Here is a 17,087-nt window from a genome sequence, read left to right on the forward strand (position 1 = left end):
AGACCCCACCTTGGCGGGCGGGGTTAGAATGTAATATCTTTGTTTGTTTATTGCCCATTAACCCTAGCACCCCTGAGTCATAACTTGCTCTACTTAAAGATGGTTGTTTTTGTCAAGATGGCTGGTATAAAAGCTTACAATAGGGAAGGGCTAGAAAAATTGTTTGACCTTCTTGAATATCTGCAAAACGTTAATTTAAATAACAACCCACTTCAAAATAAAACTAATAATAAACAGTGATTACCAATCCTGAAAAACCAAATCAAAATGATAGCAAAATCTCTTCAACCCAAAGCCCTACCTCTCCCGTCTTTGATCTGGTTGCGCTAACCGCCTCAGCAGATGGGTTAAATGCCTTAACTCAGGTTCTATCTGCCTTACCGTCTGACTTTCCCGTTGCAATTGTGGTAGTGCAACATCTGTCCCCTCGGCATCCCAGCCTAATGGCGCAAATCCTGAACCGCCGCACGTCCCTGCAAGTCAAGGAAGCGGAGGAAGGATGTTGCCTGAGTCCTGGTAAGGTGTTTATTGCCCCACCCGACTATCACCTTTTGGTGAATGGGGATGGCAGTCTTTCCCTTTCCCAAACGGAAAAAGTGCATTTTGTGCGCCCTGCGGCTGAGGTATTATTTGAGTCGGTTGCAGAACACTACCAACAACGAGCGATCGCAGTCGTCTTAACCGGAGGCGATGGCGATGGTTCCAGGGGAGTCCAAGCCATCAAAAAAATGGGTGGCAAGGTGATTGCACAGGATAAAGCAACATCGAAAGTGTGGGGAATGCCTGCGGCTGCCATTGCCACCGGCTGCGTGGATTGGGTCTTACCCCTGGATAAAATTGGTCAGGCTATTACCCAGTTAGTCGTGTACGGACAGCTCGAAAACAACTAGGTATGGCTATAACTCCAGACGATCCAACCTTTGAAGTATTACTGCACTATCTCAAACAAACTCGCGGTTTCGACTTCACCGGTTATAAGCGTCCGTCACTGATGCGCTTGGCGAAAAAGCGGATGCAAATCGTGGGGGCAGAGTCGTTTACGCAGTATCTGGATTACCTAGAGGCAAATCCACTCGAACTCAACCATCTATTTGATGCTCTATTGTTGAACGTCACTACGTTTTTCCGGGATTTACCCGCATGGAACTATCTCACTCAAGAGATAATTCCCCGAATTCTGGAAATGAAGCCAGACAATGAACTCATTCGAGTTTGGACGGCTGGCTGTGCGTCCGGTGAGGAAGCCTATACCATTGCTATCATTCTGGCGGAAATTCTTGGAGAAGAGGCATTCCGATCGCGGGTGAAAATCTACGCCACCGATTTGGATGAAGACGCTATTACTTATGGTCGCCTTGCCACTTATACAGCCAGACAATTAGGAAATATTCCCGAACCTCTGCGCGAGAAATACTTCGAGGTAACACGCAGTGCTTACATATTCCGCCATGATTTGCGCCGATGTGTGATTTTTGGTCGCAATAACTTGGTTCAGGATGCTCCCATTGGGCATCTAGATTTGCTGATTTGCCGCAATACCCTGATGTATTTCAATGCGGAGACTCAATCGCGTGTCCTCGCCCGCTTTCACTTCGCTCTCAAAGACAGGGGATTTTTATTTGTGGGCAAGGCGGAGATGCTGCTGACTCATGCCAATCTCTTCACACCGGTTAACCTCAAGTATCGAATTTTTGCCAAACTCTCCCACGTGACACTGCGCGATCGTCAATTTGTTCTTGCAGAAGCGGGCAACACCGAGATAGGTAACCATACACTCAGAAATATCCGTTTGCGGGATGAAGCCATCGAGAGTCTACCCATCGCCCAAATTGTGGTGGATATCCATGGTAAGCTAGCCATCGCCAACCGACAGGCTCGCATTTGGTTTAATATCTCCAACTCAGATTTGGAGCGCCCTCTACAGGATTTAGAAGTCTCATATCGACCGGCTGAACTGCGATCGCTGATCCAAAAAGCTTACACCGAACGCCGCCCCATCCAGCTCAATCATGTGGAATTCTCGAAAGTGGGCGAGAGTAATCCCATCTGGTTAGACATTGAGATTCTCCCTTTAATGGATACTCAGGGTGAACTCTTGGGCGTGTTAGTGGTATTCCAGGATGCAACACGCTACAACCAGTTGCAACAGGAACTTTCACGTTCCACTCAGGAAGTGGAAACGGCTTACGAAGAACTTCAGAGTGCCAACGAAGAACTAGAAACCACCAACGAAGAGCTCCAAAGTACCAACGAAGAATTGGAAACCACCAATGAAGAACTCCAAAGTACTAACGAAGAATTGGAGACCATTAATGAAGAACTCCAATCTTCTAACGAGGAACTTCAAGCCACGAATGACGAACTGCGTGCTCGCACCGATGAACTCAACTGTGCTAACGCCTTTTTGGAATCCATTCTTACCAGTCTACAGATGGGGATGGTCGTTTTAAACAACCGCCTTTCTGTTCAACTTTGGAACGGTGAAGCCGTCAATTTATGGGGAATTCCCGCGAGTGAGGTTGAAGGATATTTCTTCTTTGACCTAGATTTGGGCTTGCCCCTAGAGCAACTTAGGGAACCCGTCCGTGAGTGTCAGACTGGAGTATCGAATTACCGAGACATGGTATTAGACGCGATTAACCGCCGTGGCAGAGCCATTCGTTGCCGGGTGATCTGCACACCCCTGATTGTGGCGGCTCAGCAACAAGGCATCATTCTTTTAATGGAAGACGTGAGCAACAAACAACAGCCGTAAAATGCTCCAGAGTCATCCTGCCCGAAAAAACACCGAACCCGCCTACTTGGGGCGGGTTTATACAGTAATAATTACCAGTCAGAATCGAGATAGTTAACGATAAAACAGGAAAGCAAGACAATAGATTTGCATCAACTAGTGGTGGACTCAATAACGCCACTACCTTCAGTTTGTTTTACACCCGAATTCTGTCACAAAAGACCTAGATTTTGGTGAAATGTCCAACCCATTAGAACGATCAATGAGGAATTTCAAGCGCGGCGGACACGACCAGATTTTTTCAGGTGTCTTCTCTTGAGGAGCAGCGCTGGATTAGAGCAGGCTTGGCACAAGCTCGAATCCCAGGATTTAGTACGAAGGTTCTCTGACTTCGTTGTGCCTATTTAAAAAATTAGCATTGAATTTCGGGGAGGGAACCGACAATTTACTAAAATTTAGCCTCATTAACGTGTTGTAATAATCGAAAAACTTTCTGGAACAGACGGCTTGAGTCAAGGGTGCCCTCACAATACGACTGGAGACTGATTGTTTGAAACGATAAAATCTGTCTATGGGTTAATATCGTGTGGACTCATACTGTTTCTGCAATAGCGATGCCTGCTCAAAGCATCGGCTTGTGTGCTCTGATTTTGCTTCTGTGTGCGCTGTAAAACTGTTAAAATATGCCTCGCATCAAACGTCGTCACTTTTTGCAATCTACGGCTTCGCTGCTTGCGACTCTGGGTTTAAGCCAACTGGATCTTCAAAGAGCAGGCGATCGCTACGGTCGTGCTCTCGCGCAAGGGACACCGCGTAAACTGGCTTTGCTCGTTGGAATTAATGAATATCCTGAAACCGGTGAATATAGTGCCTTGCGGGGATGTATCACTGATGTGGATTTGCAGCGACATCTTCTGATCAGCCGCTTTGGCTTCAATCCCAAAAACATCCTTACCCTGACGGATAAACAAGCCACCCGTCAAGGCATCCTCACCGCCTTTGAGGAACACCTAATTAAGCAAGCTCAACCTGGGGATGTGGTGGTGTATCACTTCTCCGGACATGGTTCCCAAGTGCGTGACCCAGATTGTGATGCACCCAATTGCCTCAACAGTACCTTTGTGCCCGTTGATAGTGTCGCCGCCACGGGAACTCGCGGGTCAGGAGACGTGGTGCAAGATATCATGGGGCACACCTTGTTTCTACTGATGTACGCCCTGAAAACAGAAAACGTCACCGCCGTCCTCGATAGCTGCCACTCCGGAGGCGGCACGAGAGGAAATCTCCAAGTGCGATCGCTCAGAGGTGGCGATCAACTTCAAATTGCCAATACTGAACGAGAATATCAGCAGCGGTTGCTGTCGATGGTGAATCTTGCACCGGATGAATTTAAGCGACTCCGCCGTCAAGGGGTGGCGAAAGGCGTGGTGATTGCCTCCACCAAACCCGAACAAGTGGCAGCCGATGCCGCGTTCAACGATATTTATGCGGGTGCGTTTACCTATATCATGACCCAGTATCTGTGGCAGCAAACGAGGAGTGAGACACTGGGGAGTGTGGTGGTTAATGTGGCTCGAAGTACCAAAAAAGCCTCGTTTACAGGGCAAGACCCCTTAGCTGAAGTTAAGCCAAACAGCGACTATAAGCAGCGCAACGTCTACTTTGTTGAGCAACAGACGCCACCGGCAGAAGCCGTGATTTTGGGGGTAGAAGGCGATCTCGCTCAACTGTGGCTGGGGGGTGTTAACCCCAAAAGTCTGCAAGCCTTTGAGCAAGGAACCATTTTCTCCATTATCGATTCCCAAGGCAACCCTCAAGGACAAGTCGTCTTGGAATCGCGCCAAGCAGAAACATTAATTGGGCGGGGCAAACTCTTGGGGAAAGCCCAACCGGGAGCATTTTTGCAAGAACAAGTGCGCGGGGTTGCCAACGATGTCACTTTATGTATTGGGATTGATCCCTCCCTCGGCAATGACGCAACAGCCGCCAAACAAGCTCTACAATCCATTCGGCGCATTGAAGCCATACCCCTGCAACAAAAGGAAGTGCATTACATCTTCGGGCGGATGACTGATGCTTATTCCCGACAGTTGCAACAACAAAGAGTTACGAAACTGCCTCCAGTTGGCAGTGTTGGCTTATTCACTCCTGGACTAGAGTTAATTCCTGACTCCTTCGGTGCGGCGGATGAATCGGTAAGCGCTGCCACGAATCGCCTACAAGCCAAGTTTAAATCCCTGCTAGCCGCTCATCTGGTCAAACTCATTCTTAATTCCGATTCATCCCGCCTGAACGTAACGGCAGTGATGAATCGAGAAGATCAAAAGGAAGTTCTCGCTACCGCTTTCACCGTTCGAGGAAGTGTGGGTCAAGCATCCTTCCCCAATCGACCCACTCAACCCCTGCCTGCTGATGCCAGCAAGTTACCCCTAGGAACACGGGTGCAGTTTCGCATTAACAACAAGGAGTCTCGCGATCTTTATCTCAGCATCCTCGTAATCGATCCAACGGGTGAGATCTCGGTAATCTTCCCCAACCAATGGAGTGCAACCGACGATGTGATGCGAGTCAAAGCGGGGCAGACGATACAGATTCCAGACCCCAGCAAGGGTGATAGTTTTGCCCTTGTAGCTCAAGAACCGAAAGGAGTGGCAGAAGCGTTAATTATCGCCAGTGCTACGCCCATGAGTAAGGCACTTCAGGGCTTACGGGAAGTTGCCACACGAGGAGGAAACACCAGAGGATTCTTGACTCCCAATGAACCCACGGAGGTGATTGGCAGTTTTCTGGATGACATTGACAGGGGGACTCGCGGCAGTCGAAGTTCCAACACGGCACAGCCAAGTCAAGGGGTTAAGAGTGTCGATACCAGCCAGATGGCGGCAATGTCGATTACCTTTGAGGTGATTTGAAAAAGGCAAAAGGCAAAAGGGAAAAAGAACTTTAGTAGAAAATCACAGTTTGTAGTGAGGACTTTAGTCCTCTCACAGTGGGCGCTGAAGGCTCACTACAAACATGCTTTGATTAAGGGTAATCAACCGCATACCGTATACAGCAGATTGCAGGTAAATAGATCACATCTGTAGGGGCGAAGGATTTGGGCGATCAGCTATAAATTACAGCAGATTTCAGGTAAATGAAGTACAGTTCCCCCTTTAATAAGGGGGGTTAGGGGGGTCAAAATGTACCTCATCAAATTGAAATCCGCTGTAATTAAAAAGATTTTCTCACCCAATGCTTTGCCCGTTCCCCTAACATCGATTCCTGTACTTTATAAACGTGCAATCCGCTGTAAGTCCTGTAGAAATTATTGACAATTCAAATAAGTGTATCGGCTCAGACTCTTCTCATAGTTTTGTAGCAACAATTGAGATTCTTCCAAGGTAATCCGGTTCTCTTGCAGAGCTTGCTCGGTGCTACGGCGGATACTTTCTACCAAGTCTTCGCTATCGTACTGCACGTAACCCAAAACCTCTTTCATGGTGTCGCCTTTCACCACATGTTCAATTTCGTAGCCCCTAGGGGTTAAGTTAATGTGGACGGCGTTGGTGTCACCAAACAGGTTATGGAGGTTGCCCATAATCTCTTGGTAGGCACCGGCTAGGAATAAACCCAAGTAATAGGGTTCTTTGGATTGGCGATTTTGGATTGGCGATTTTGGATTGGGGGAATTCGGGATTGGCGATGAATCCCTCTCCCCGACTTCTCTAAGAGGGTGTAATTCCAACACCGATTTGACATCCCGCAGGTCAATAAATTGGGCAATCTTGCCATCGCTGTCGCAAGTGAGATCCGCTAAAATCCCCCGACGCGTCGGTTCTTCATCGAGTCGATGGATGGGCAGAATTGGAAACAGTTGATCAATCGCCCAAGAATCGGGTACGGATTGAAAGACGGAGAGGTTGACGTAGTAAATCGACGCCATCGTTTTTTCCAAGTCTTCCAAGTCATCAGGAACGTAGTCCTGAGTCCTGGCAATTTCCAGAATCTTGTGGCAGCATACCCAGTAGAGTTGCTCCGCTCTAGCTCGCTGGGTCAGGCTGAGATAACCCAGACTAAACAAGCTTTTCGCTTCTTCTAGGAACTGGAGAGCGTCGTGATAGGCTTCCTGGTAATTCTCGACGTTGATGTTACTGTAGGTTTCCCACAGGTTGCGGATAATCAGATGTTCTTTTTCTTGCAACGGCACAGGTGTTTCTGATGGAACATCGCTCGTGCCCAGAACATCGAAGACAAGCACCGATTGATGGGAGGCGATCGCTCGTCCACTCTCACTCACTAGGATGGGTACACCTAACTGACGTGCCTCACAAGCTTCCTTCACCTCGGCAACAATGTCATTGGCATAATTTTGCATGTTGTAGTTCTTCGAGGCATAGAAGTTGGTTTTGGAACCGTCGTAGTCGATCGCTAAACCGCCGCCGACATCAAGGTAGTGCATATTCGCACCCAAGGCGCTCAGCTCCACGTAAATCTGACTAGCCTCTCGGATGGCATCCTTAATCACCCCAATGGCAGAGATTTGAGAGCCAATATGGAAATGCAGCAATTGCAAGGAATGGAGTATCCCTGCTGCACCAAGTTGCTCAACACAATTTAAGATTTCAGGTAGGGTTAGACCAAATTTAGCGCGATCACCGGCCGATTCTCCCCAACGTCCCGTGCCTTTTGTGGTGAGTTTTGCTCGAACTCCCAGGATCGGCTCGATTCCCAACCGCCGTGCTGCTTCGATCACTAACGGCACTTCTTCGAGTTGTTCTAGAACAATCACGGGTTTGTGCCCAATCCGGATCGCTAATAGAGCCGTTTCAATATATTCCTGGTCTTTGTAACCATTACAAATCAGCAAGGAATTCGGCGTCTTTAAGGTTGCCAGAGCAATCATCAGTTCCGGTTTAGAACCGGCTTCTAGACCAAATTGATACGGTTGACCAAATCGCACTAAATCTTCAACTAGATGGCGTTGCTGGTTACATTTGACGGGAAATACGCCTTGATAGGTGCCGGGGTACTTGTAACGAGCGATCGCTTTGGCAAAGCAAGCATTCAACCGCTCAATCCGGTCTTCCAAGATATCCGAAAAGCGAATTAACAGGGGTAATCCTAGATTCCGCTGTCGCAGGGACTCTACGAGCTCAAATAAATCCAGAGAACCGCCGCGATCGCCTTTGGGGGAAACGGTAACATGACCCGCCGCGTTAATCGAAAAGTATGGCTCTCCCCATCCCTGAATCCGATAAAGCTTCTCACTGTGCTCGATTGTCCAGGATTTCGTAGGAGATAGGGGATGGGGCGGATTGGGTTCAACACCAGCCGTGGGTTTAATTTTGAGTCGCGTTTGATCCTCGTTGGCGCTCTCTTCTAGTATGTTGCCTGTTTTGGGCGTCAACTTTACCCCCATTCTCTTGAATTCCTTACCAATAACTGTCTCTTGTCGCCACTCTAGCGCATTTGTTAGCGATCGAAGAATTTTAGATTTTACATTTTAAAATGAGGTTAGTTTCACATCGCCGGGTAAAATTTACCTTTGGGTTTCAGCCTTGGGTCTATCACCCGTAACGAGGGTAAACTGGCTATCCTAAGCCGTCGCTATCACAACCCGCCTCATTGATTTTGGCTCTGCAATGCGCTCATCGTGAAAAATAAAGAAGTGGCTAGAGAGGAAAGCCATGCTAGAATTCCCACATCATGGTGACTAATACCTTGTAACAATGCGAACAGTACGTTAAATCGTGAGCTTCGCTTCACCCATGTCTCAAGATTATCCTGACCGTTAAGGGCGTCGATGCTCAACATATCTAGTAATCCGTCTGAACTGCAACACCGTTTACAGGCATTTAAGCAGTTGCTCTACAAACATCCGTTTGCCTTTTGCGGTGGACTGTGGGTACTGCTGGTCTTTTTAGCGGGAGTGGCAACGTTAGGTCTTTTTAACCCAGGGCCAATCGAGGAAGGGGGGTCTCGACCCTTACCTCCTCACACGACTTTTGAAAAGGTCACGGGAAAACCGCCGAGTTTCAAGATCTGGAAGTCCTCGAAGCCAGAACCAACGCCTGTAATGACCCAAAAGGACTCTACGCCAGAACAAGTTCCTTTTACGAGTGTTGAGGAATCCACGCCTAAACAAGATTTACCTTTGTCCCTGTTGGGTGCCATTGCTCTGGGATGTGCAGGAGGGTCTTTATTGCTGACTCAAATCCTGAAGTACTCCGCTGAGAGTTATGAAAAGTCAAGACGGTTAAAACCCGTGGGAACGATCCGCAAAAAACGGCGGAACCCACCCCCCAAGAGCCGTCCCGTTCCTAGACCGCCACAGTCGGTAAATTCAAAACCCAAATCCCAGGATATCAACCCGTCAATCGTCACCCAGGATCGGTCTCTGGCTCAGATTACCGTATTGCCACCCGAACAGAGCCATCCTCTCGATGGGGGAAAGGAGAGTCTGGCTGACATGATGGATTTACGCAAGCGATATTCTCTTTCTTCGTTGATGCGTGATAAATAGTTAGGGGGTTAGCCCTTGGAAAATGGATGCATTCTCAGCATCCACTTTTGGAGCCAGGGCTACTTTGCCGCTAAAAGCGATCGCCAATCTTGAATCGCCTTTTCCGTCCACAGCCAATTTTGGCTCAGGGCGTCGGGTTGAAAATTAACCGGGTCATTACTCAGCACATATTGGCGCATATTCAGGGATTTGCTCAACAGGCTAGCCCGTTGAGCGGTTGGCTGTTTTTGAGCTTCTTGCCGCAGTCCCAATGCCAACCCGGCATAGATCGTCAGGGTTTCTTGGTCGGGAGTGGCTTGTGGAACATTGCCCCCCGATTGGGAGGCAGTTTTCAGTTGCAGCGCCTCAAACCAGGCATTGTTGGCGCGACCATAATTACCTTCCGTATAATAGGCAAACCCCAGTGCCGCCAGGTAAGGAACCGACTTGGGATTCCCCTTGCGAGCCATTTCCCAGTATTTTCGGGCATCACTGAGATCGTAGTTTTTGCTCCCTCTTTCGCTTTGTTCTTTTTTGAGTGACTGCCATGCCAAACGCCCTCTTAAGAAAGACACGGCTGGGTCATCGAGTTTCGTGACCGGAACAGCCGCCAAAGCCGCTTCCGCCGGTGGCAAAGCTTCTCGATTCAGTAATTCCTCAACAGCATTGAGTCCTGTCGGGATATTTTCCTGGCTGAACTGTTCGATCGCGATCGCTGTTACATTGGGGGTATCCAGTTTTGCCAGAGAACTCTTCGTCCCATCGGTAGGTAGAGTTGGAGTGGAAGGATTTTGCTGAGTCATATCCCCAATTTGGGGGTTACGGTTTTGGAAGATTAAAAAGCCTAATAGGGCGATCGCTAAGGCTCCCATCGCCCCGATCACGAGCCACACCCTAGGAATCCCACGTAACTTTTGCCACCCACGATTTACACCCTGGGAGGGTCTTTGTTCAACGGCTTGGGTGGTGCTGGTACGAGTATCCGGTTGAGCCGATGATGCGCCAGTTGCCCCAGAAGATGCCGTAATGGATTCCCCCTGTGCAGTCGGTGTGGGGTCAGAGGCATGGGCGGGTAATTCCCAACTCACCGCCTCTGAGCGATTTTGCGCCCCCTGATCCGCCTCAATATGAGGCCGCACCACTTCCGGAGTCGGTGGAGACGACGGTTCTATCTGATTGAGCAAACCCCGAATAAAGTCCGCTGGGTTTTCCTCATCTGGCGCGTCTGAACCCTTTAAATCCAGGAAAAAGCTGTCTAGCTCATCCTCATCATCGGGGGGAAGTGGGGGTCTGGCAGAGCGGGTAAAGATGATATCCTCCGTTTTCGGCACCAAGGGTGTGTCAGGAAGTTCGGGGATCACAAACAGTTCTTCCCGTTTCTCTTGGGTGTCATTCGACAGGAAACCATCGAACTCTGGATGGAGATAGAGAACCGGTAGCGCCCAATACAACTGGTTTGAGCCGTAAGCAGAAATCAATCCCTGCCTTGCCCGACTTAGGCTCAGATCAATGGGATAGCCTTGATTGAGATTGCGGTAAAGCAGGCGTGTCAGGGTCAGAGCTACCTCATCGGGAATCCGCTCAGCCATGGCTAAAACACCGGGAATTCCTCGTTTTACCAACGCTTCTGCCAGATTTCGCTCTTTCCCATTCTCTATAGCCTTGGATGTGGCGGTATAGGCACCCCGACAGGAGTTAAACACGGCTAGCTGAACACCGTTATTGACGAGCAATCCCGCTAAATCGTCGCCGTTCAGGGTTTCTGTAAGACCGGTTCTATTACTGACTAGATAAACATCTCCGCCGGAGTCACCCAAATTACTGTGACCGGCGTAATGGAAAACTTGATATTGACCTTGTTCCAAGGCTTGAGTGAGCTGTTCCCGTCCCGGCTGTTCCAGAACCGTTAGTTGAATGGCGGGGGGGCCATTGGGAGTCCGTCTTTGCAGTTCTTCTTGTAGGTGGCTGGCTTCTTGCGCCAGTTCTAACATTTCCTGGTCACTAGGACCTGAAATCACCATTAGGATTTTCAGGGGTTGATTCGGTGAGGAGAGAAATCGCTGCGTCGGGTTCCAAAGTCCTGGCCCCAATTGGTAACGGGAGAAAGCGACATCGATCCCAGTGGCTAAGGGGCGATCGCCCGCGTGCATGACTTCCCAAGGCAAACGAGGTAAACGTGTTCCCTTCAGTCCTAGGCGCAGCCGCAAAACCTGACGTTGATTTTGGGCGATCGCTTGCGCCATCATCCAGCTATCTCTCAAGCTACCTTGAAATAGAGCATTGTAGAGTTCATGGCCTAGCTCAACCAAGTTTTGGGTGGATGGATTGGCGGGTTCATCCCATTCCGACAAGAAAAAGACATCTTCGGTAAACGCCCCACCTCCCTGCAACAAGCCCAAGAGTGGGTCATTCATCAGTTGACGCGCCTGAGATAGCCAATGCTCCACAGGCCAGTGAACTTGCTCTTCTGCTAAGGGAACTCCTGGGGCGACGCGTTCAATTCGCACCAAATATTCGTCTTCTCCTAAGGGAGTCACAGAGATGTGAAATTCCTGTGCCACTGCTACTGGATCAATCCTGCTTAAATTCGAGGACATTGAGCTGAATCGTGAAAAGGCTTGAGGATGCAATACCCCTATCTATTCTTAGATACCTTCAATTGCCTGAAAGTTTCCCAAATTTTTCCGGATGACTACGACCCATCTCGGAAGAGTGGAATGGTAGATGCACCCTGATTGACGTTCCCTGGCTCACCGGTTTGAGTCGGGGATTTTTTTTTAATGGGAAGTAAGAACTGAGGGATTAAACTTAAAAACGGTATTCAAGGCGGAAGGATGAAGCAAGAAAGTCCTATTTCATCCGACTTAAAGGGAGTTTGAGGCTCCCGCCCTGTCAAGAGCTACCCAACAAGGCTGGTCGGTAGGGTTCTCTAACCCAAAAGGTCTCCGGACTTTATACTTCATACTTTACCCTTCCTACTTCAGATAAATTTTTTTTGCCTAATACCTCGTTCACTATTGTAGGGCGCAAAGACCAAGCTGTCTGAGCGCACTTTGTCAAGCTGTCTACTCCGCTACAAAAAACCTGCCCACCCAACAATGGCTGGGTAGGCGAGTTTTCACACGGGTGTGAGCGAGTACCGTGTTTCTGATTGGCTTTCCGCTCACAAGATTAATGTAGAGAATCGGTCGTATCCCGACTCTCTCGACTAATCGAGTACCTTAAAAGACTTGACTTCCAGAACTGGGCCAATCATGGCGATGGTCATCACGTCATCTCGTACCTGTCCTTCAACCTTGACCTTGAGGTCAGATTTCTTTAACTCATCCGGGGCATCCTTCAGTTCATAAGTTTCCCCAGAGTCGCTAACCAGTGCCCAAGTACCTGTCCCTAGTCCTTTGCGTTCGATAACACCTTTTACACTAATACTCATGCTTTTTGCATTTCTCCTTTCGAGGCTAGATAGGCCAGTCCAAAGCACAGGAGGGCATTGGCAACGAGGAAGACGCGAGCAACAACACCACTACCCAACCACAAGAGGCTGGGTGACATCACGGCACTCACCGCCAAACAACTAGCAACACCGAGGGCAGACCCAATTGCTACCCACTTCCATTCTTTATGTCCGAGCAGCAACGTCACTAAGATAAAGGGAATCAGCACGCTGGCAAAAATTGGGTTGAGCATACTGCTACCTTGAATGGCGCTACCCAGTTCGGGAATGGAACTGCCCATCACTCGGAACGGCCATTGCGGTAAGTCAAAGATATAAAGACCACGCAGGACAAACAATCCAGAACTGCCTGCCACTAACCCGGTGGTGAGTGACAAACCCCAGAACGGTAAGTAATTCCGCAGGAACCATGCCAGAAGATAAGAACCCAGAACCATCGCGATTTTAGGTAGTAACATCACGGTTCCGCCGTCAATCCAGAAACGAGGATTGAGATAACCGTTATCCCGTAACCAGCGGAAGAAGTCCTTGAAGGTGATTTGTCCTTTGATTGCCAACTTCACAGCCGCAGCAGCATCCAGATGACCGGCACCAAAGTGATTGAGGGGGTCTTGTTGAATTACTCGTGCTGATTTTGTCAAAACATCGGCAATTTCATCCGGTTCTTGGATACCCGCCGCTTTAATTAAAGCTGCCACTCCGGCAACGTGGGGAGAGGCCATACTGGTTCCTTGCAAGCCAGCGAAAATGGGTTCACCAGTTTGTGGGTCAATAGTCTCTTGTAAAATCTTACCGACTTCGCTACCGCCAGGTGCTGAGATATCCACACCTGCGCCAAAGTTGGAGTAGGGGGCTTTAACTCCAGCCGAATCCAGAGCGGAAACGCCGATAACATGAGGATAGCGGGCGGGGTAAGAAGCTGAATTGTCATTGGAATTACCAGCCGCTGCGATGATGACAACTCCTTTTTGATGGGCGTAGTCAATCGCTTCTTTCATCAACTGACTTTCACCGCCGCCACCGAGACTCATATTAATCACATCCGCACCGTTGTCAGCGGCAAAGCGAATCGATTCGGCAATATCCGCTACTGTACCGCCGCCACTGCCACTCAATACTTTTAACGGCATTAGAGTTGCTTCATAAGCAATCCCGGCAACACCATAATTGTTGTTGGTGGATTGAGCGACTGTCCCAGCAACGTGAGTACCATGACCATTGTCATCGAATGCTTCGATTTGGTCGTTGACGAAGTCGTAACCTTTGACAAACTGGGTATCTTTTAAATCGGGGACAGGGCTAATGCCGGTGTCAATGACTGCAACTGTGACACCACTGCCCTTTGTATCGTCCCATGCCGATTCAACATTAATCTGCCTTAGGTTCCACTGTTGACCGTAGTCGGGGTCGTTGGGTACGTCGAAGGCTTTGTAGATATAGTTCGGTTCAATAAATTCCGTCAGCTTGCCGAAACCTAACTTTTTCAGTTTACTGATGGTTTGGCGATCGCCTCTGGCAATATAGACATGATCAGGAGCTGAAAATTCACTATTCAGGCGAGGTTCCAGTCCGTACTGTGCAGCCAGTAAATTGACTTTCGCCGCAATCTCAGCCGCTGGCACATCTTCCCGAAAGTCCAGCACAATCGACTCATACTCTCCCTGATTCGCTAAACCCTTAAAGTTAAATGGGGCAAAAAGCAGCCCCAATATAAACAAACACGCTATCAAAAACTTTCTCATGGCAACCCGTCCGCTGTCGCGCCAGTTTAACCACTACCATAGCTCATGTGCCTCCTGGTGAGATCTGATGTTGCATTATGTTTAACGTTGATAGGCTAGAAGCAAAAGTGCCAATCAAGGGTAGGCTGAAGAGAAGTGCAATTACTGTTGCTACAGGGTGGGAAAAATAACCCAAGATGGAACGCGGTTTACTCTGGTTACCTTTACTAGCAGTCTTTATCTGGCTGGCTTGGTCAGGTTGGAACGAATACCAAAAAGTCGAAGCCTATCGCCACTGGGCGTCTCAGTTTGAGCGGGCGAAGTACGATATTTATGCCGTACTGGGTCAAAAAGGCAGTGATTTAACGTGGGGAAAACCCACACGCCAAGGGCCTGTTGAGATAGAAACCTTCTCGCTTCAAGATGTGCAAGCGATTCACTTGCTAGTGGATAATCAGACGGCGGACTTAGACAAACCACCACAAAAAGGTCGTGCGATCGCTCTTGAGTTTCTGCGTCCTGAACCCGCTGCCTCCATCAAGGTTCCTTTTACAGAAGTTCCCCTCGCCGCTGAATGGGGAAAGTTTTTACAGCAACAATTAAAACGATTGCGGCTCGAACCCGCCGAATAGGGTCTAGAGGTAAACCGTTATTGACGTTCTCAAGGTTGATTCCTCGTCGAAGATTATCTATCTTTGTGACGGAGGATTTTCTGTATCTTGAGGAACAATTTTAACTTAACTTCAGATAACTCCTTAGGTGGACGCTTCACCAAACCCACAAAGTTAAGGTAATAAGCATAAGAGACTTTAAAAATTTGTCTCTACTTCTTGTGAATTCAGATAGCTTAGTCTGAATATCCCAATTAATCAACAATTGTTTAAATTCAACGAAAGGGCAGAAAAGCTCTAGCTTACTTTTGCCTAAAACCAAGGAGATATCCATGAACGTACAGCATCATAAAAGTTCAATCAAAAAAATATTTAGCCTAGTAGGTGTTGCGACGGCTAGTGCTTTCTTGGGTCTTCCCGGATTTGCACAAGTCACCCCTAACGCAGGTGATATGAATCAACAATTAGTGGCCCAGGGTATGCCCGAAAATGAACTCGATAACGTTTGTGGAGGCTACGAAGGGAATGCTACTTCTGGGGGAGGTTATTATTGTGCCAGAGGGCGAATGAATGGACAATCTTCTAATTGGGGCGGAGATACCCAATATAGAAGAACAGCACCTCAATCAAGTTCTTTGAGAGAGGGGAACTCAACCACGGGTGCAGGCTATCCTGGAACTGGAGTCAGACCTCAGGGTGTAGATAACAACATGAATCAAGACTCTAATAATCCAGCAGGTAACTTCCAAAATCAAACTCCATCTCAGGAGGGTTCTAATATGGACAATGGGGGTTCCACGACCGGTGCAGGCTATCCCGGCAGTGGGGTCAGACCTCAGGGTGTAGATAACAACATGAATCGCTAATCTCTTCAGGCGGTAAATGGGATGAAACCTGTGTAGGGGAAAAGTCTGGAGTTGGGAGCAAGGTTCGTTTCTGATTAGCTTTTCTTTGCACTGGGTCATTGTGTGTGCAAAATTTCCATAGGCTATTAGGAGGGTCAGGATAATATCCTGCCCCTCTTGTTTTAAGTTGAGTAAAGTTGTTATACCAATTGGGTTTGAGTTTGGCACATATTCTCTTTTGCTCCCCCCTTGATCAGGGGGGCTGGGGGGGTGAAACGTGTCACTCTTATACCCAATTGGTATTACACATTTAATTTGCTTGTTAAGGCTGCGGACGAGCCTGGAAGAGGACTAGAGAGCTTTTATCATTTGTTTAGAAAGATGCAAGTTAAATGCAAATTGGATTAAAAACAGTTATATTTCTATCTATTTTTTTGAAAAGCGCCATACTCCCTTAGAAATACTTAATAAATAGAGTTTCTATCTATAGCTAGATGAAAAAACTTAGGAATTTAGTAAGAATAAGTCCAGTTAAAAAGTTTCAGTGCTGTTGCAAAATAACTACAAAATAAACTCTTTTCAGTAAATTTTGTATTTTTTGTTCGGCTGGAAAGGCTAACAAGATTTGAACACAGCGCTGGTTCGTAAATTCCCAAATAGACAATAGACAGTCTTTAAAAGGGTGATCAGTTCCCATGAACACTATCTATCCAAAACCGCGAAAATATTTACGTCCAACAGCGTTGTTGCTTTCAGTCTTACTAGGAGTGCCCTTCTTCGCGGGTTGCGCCAGTGACACCAGGACGACACCACCACCACCGGTTGATGACACCAGGAGCGGGGCACAAACCTATCCAGCCCCTGGGAACCAACCCCAAGCGAGAACAGGTAACCCACCTCAAGCCAAAAAAGGAATATCAACCGGTCAAAAAGTGGCTATCTTGGCTGGGGCTGCTGCACTTTACTACCTCTATAATCGGCACAAAAACAAGCAAGAGCAGGGAGCGCAGGGCAAGTACTACCTTTCCAAGAATGGGCGTGTTTACTATCGCGATGCCCAAAATCGCGCTCACTGGGTAACACCACCGCCGGGTGGAATTCAAGTACCAGAATCTGAAGCACAGCAATATCGTGACTTCCAAGGATATAACAATCAACCCACAGGTCGCGACCTAACAGATCTAGTTCCATCCGGAGCACAGTAATTCAATTCTGGCTAACACCAAGGTTTAACATCA

At 48.2% G+C, this 17,087-nt stretch carries 11 protein-coding genes; 7 read left to right on the forward strand and 4 right to left on the reverse strand.

What is annotated here, in order from left to right; translation table 11 throughout:
- Positions 1–236 precede the first annotated feature (236 nt).
- From MIC7113_RS17255 to MIC7113_RS17265, 3 genes are all read left to right on the forward strand, one after another.
- Positions 237–890, forward strand: coding sequence for a chemotaxis protein CheB (locus MIC7113_RS17255; protein ID WP_015183449.1), 654 nt, complete (start codon positions 237–239; stop codon positions 888–890).
- A 2-nt stretch (positions 891–892) separates the two neighbouring features.
- The gene (locus MIC7113_RS17260; protein ID WP_015183450.1) at positions 893–2,755 is read left to right on the forward strand and encodes a CheR family methyltransferase; all 1,863 of its coding nucleotides are present in this window, start codon (positions 893–895) and stop codon (positions 2,753–2,755) included.
- 662 nt (positions 2,756–3,417) lie between these two features.
- Positions 3,418–5,646 (forward strand): caspase family protein, encoded by a 2,229-nt coding sequence (locus MIC7113_RS17265; protein WP_015183451.1) that lies wholly within the window; start codon positions 3,418–3,420, stop codon positions 5,644–5,646.
- Between the two features lie 395 nt (positions 5,647–6,041).
- Here MIC7113_RS17265 and speA read toward each other — a convergent pair whose 3' ends face one another.
- Complete coding sequence (speA, locus tag MIC7113_RS17270; RefSeq protein ID WP_015183452.1) at positions 6,042–8,135, reverse strand: biosynthetic arginine decarboxylase; 2,094 nt, start codon at positions 8,133–8,135, stop codon at positions 6,042–6,044.
- 384 nt (positions 8,136–8,519) lie between these two features.
- Here speA and MIC7113_RS17275 point away from each other — a divergent pair, with 384 nt between their 5' ends.
- Positions 8,520–9,239, forward strand: coding sequence for a hypothetical protein (locus tag MIC7113_RS17275; RefSeq protein WP_015183453.1), 720 nt, complete (start codon positions 8,520–8,522; stop codon positions 9,237–9,239).
- A 59-nt stretch (positions 9,240–9,298) separates the two neighbouring features.
- Here MIC7113_RS17275 and MIC7113_RS17280 read toward each other — a convergent pair whose 3' ends face one another.
- From MIC7113_RS17280 to MIC7113_RS17290, 3 genes are all read right to left on the reverse strand, one after another.
- Positions 9,299–11,815: a CHAT domain-containing protein gene (locus tag MIC7113_RS17280; RefSeq protein ID WP_015183454.1), complete on the reverse strand. Its 2,517-nt coding sequence runs from the start codon at positions 11,813–11,815 to the stop codon at positions 9,299–9,301.
- Between the two features lie 611 nt (positions 11,816–12,426).
- Complete coding sequence (locus MIC7113_RS17285; protein ID WP_015183455.1) at positions 12,427–12,651, reverse strand: hypothetical protein; 225 nt, start codon at positions 12,649–12,651, stop codon at positions 12,427–12,429.
- On the reverse strand, positions 12,648–14,414 hold the full coding sequence (locus MIC7113_RS17290; protein WP_015183456.1) for a S8 family peptidase: 1,767 nt from the start codon (positions 14,412–14,414) through the stop codon (positions 12,648–12,650). Before MIC7113_RS17290 ends, MIC7113_RS17285 begins: the two co-directional genes overlap by 4 nt.
- 176 nt (positions 14,415–14,590) lie before the next feature.
- Here MIC7113_RS17290 and MIC7113_RS17295 point away from each other — a divergent pair, with 176 nt between their 5' ends.
- From MIC7113_RS17295 to MIC7113_RS17305, 3 genes are all read left to right on the forward strand, one after another.
- Positions 14,591–15,025 (forward strand): hypothetical protein, encoded by a 435-nt coding sequence (locus tag MIC7113_RS17295; protein WP_015183458.1) that lies wholly within the window; start codon positions 14,591–14,593, stop codon positions 15,023–15,025.
- A 311-nt stretch (positions 15,026–15,336) separates the two neighbouring features.
- Positions 15,337–15,870 carry a hypothetical protein gene (locus MIC7113_RS17300; protein ID WP_015183459.1) on the forward strand — a complete coding sequence of 178 codons (534 nt, stop codon included), beginning with the start codon at positions 15,337–15,339 and terminating at the stop codon, positions 15,868–15,870.
- Positions 15,871–16,544: 674 nt separating this feature from the next.
- Positions 16,545–17,054, forward strand: a complete 510-nt coding sequence (locus MIC7113_RS17305; RefSeq protein ID WP_015183460.1) for a hypothetical protein — start codon at positions 16,545–16,547, stop codon at positions 17,052–17,054.
- Positions 17,055–17,087 lie beyond the last annotated feature (33 nt).

Source organism: Allocoleopsis franciscana PCC 7113 (assembly GCF_000317515.1).
In the GTDB taxonomy this organism is placed as follows: domain Bacteria; phylum Cyanobacteriota; class Cyanobacteriia; order Cyanobacteriales; family Coleofasciculaceae; genus Allocoleopsis; species Allocoleopsis franciscana.

What these genes read in the sequence shown, in the direction of transcription:
- MIC7113_RS17260 (WP_015183450.1), top strand. Translation starts at nt 893, where the DNA reads ATGGCTATAACTCCAGACGATCCAACCTTTGAAGTATTACTGCACTAT.
- MIC7113_RS17265 (WP_015183451.1), top strand. Translation starts at nt 3,418, where the DNA reads ATGCCTCGCATCAAACGTCGTCACTTTTTGCAATCTACGGCTTCGCTG.
- speA (WP_015183452.1), bottom strand. Translation starts at nt 8,135, where the DNA reads ATGGGGGTAAAGTTGACGCCCAAAACAGGCAACATACTAGAAGAGAGC.
- MIC7113_RS17275 (WP_015183453.1), top strand. Translation starts at nt 8,520, where the DNA reads ATGCTCAACATATCTAGTAATCCGTCTGAACTGCAACACCGTTTACAG.
- MIC7113_RS17280 (WP_015183454.1), bottom strand. Translation starts at nt 11,815, where the DNA reads ATGTCCTCGAATTTAAGCAGGATTGATCCAGTAGCAGTGGCACAGGAA.
- MIC7113_RS17285 (WP_015183455.1), bottom strand. Translation starts at nt 12,651, where the DNA reads ATGAGTATTAGTGTAAAAGGTGTTATCGAACGCAAAGGACTAGGGACA.
- MIC7113_RS17290 (WP_015183456.1), bottom strand. Translation starts at nt 14,414, where the DNA reads ATGAGAAAGTTTTTGATAGCGTGTTTGTTTATATTGGGGCTGCTTTTT.
- MIC7113_RS17295 (WP_015183458.1), top strand. Translation starts at nt 14,591, where the DNA reads ATGGAACGCGGTTTACTCTGGTTACCTTTACTAGCAGTCTTTATCTGG.
- MIC7113_RS17300 (WP_015183459.1), top strand. Translation starts at nt 15,337, where the DNA reads ATGAACGTACAGCATCATAAAAGTTCAATCAAAAAAATATTTAGCCTA.
- MIC7113_RS17305 (WP_015183460.1), top strand. Translation starts at nt 16,545, where the DNA reads ATGAACACTATCTATCCAAAACCGCGAAAATATTTACGTCCAACAGCG.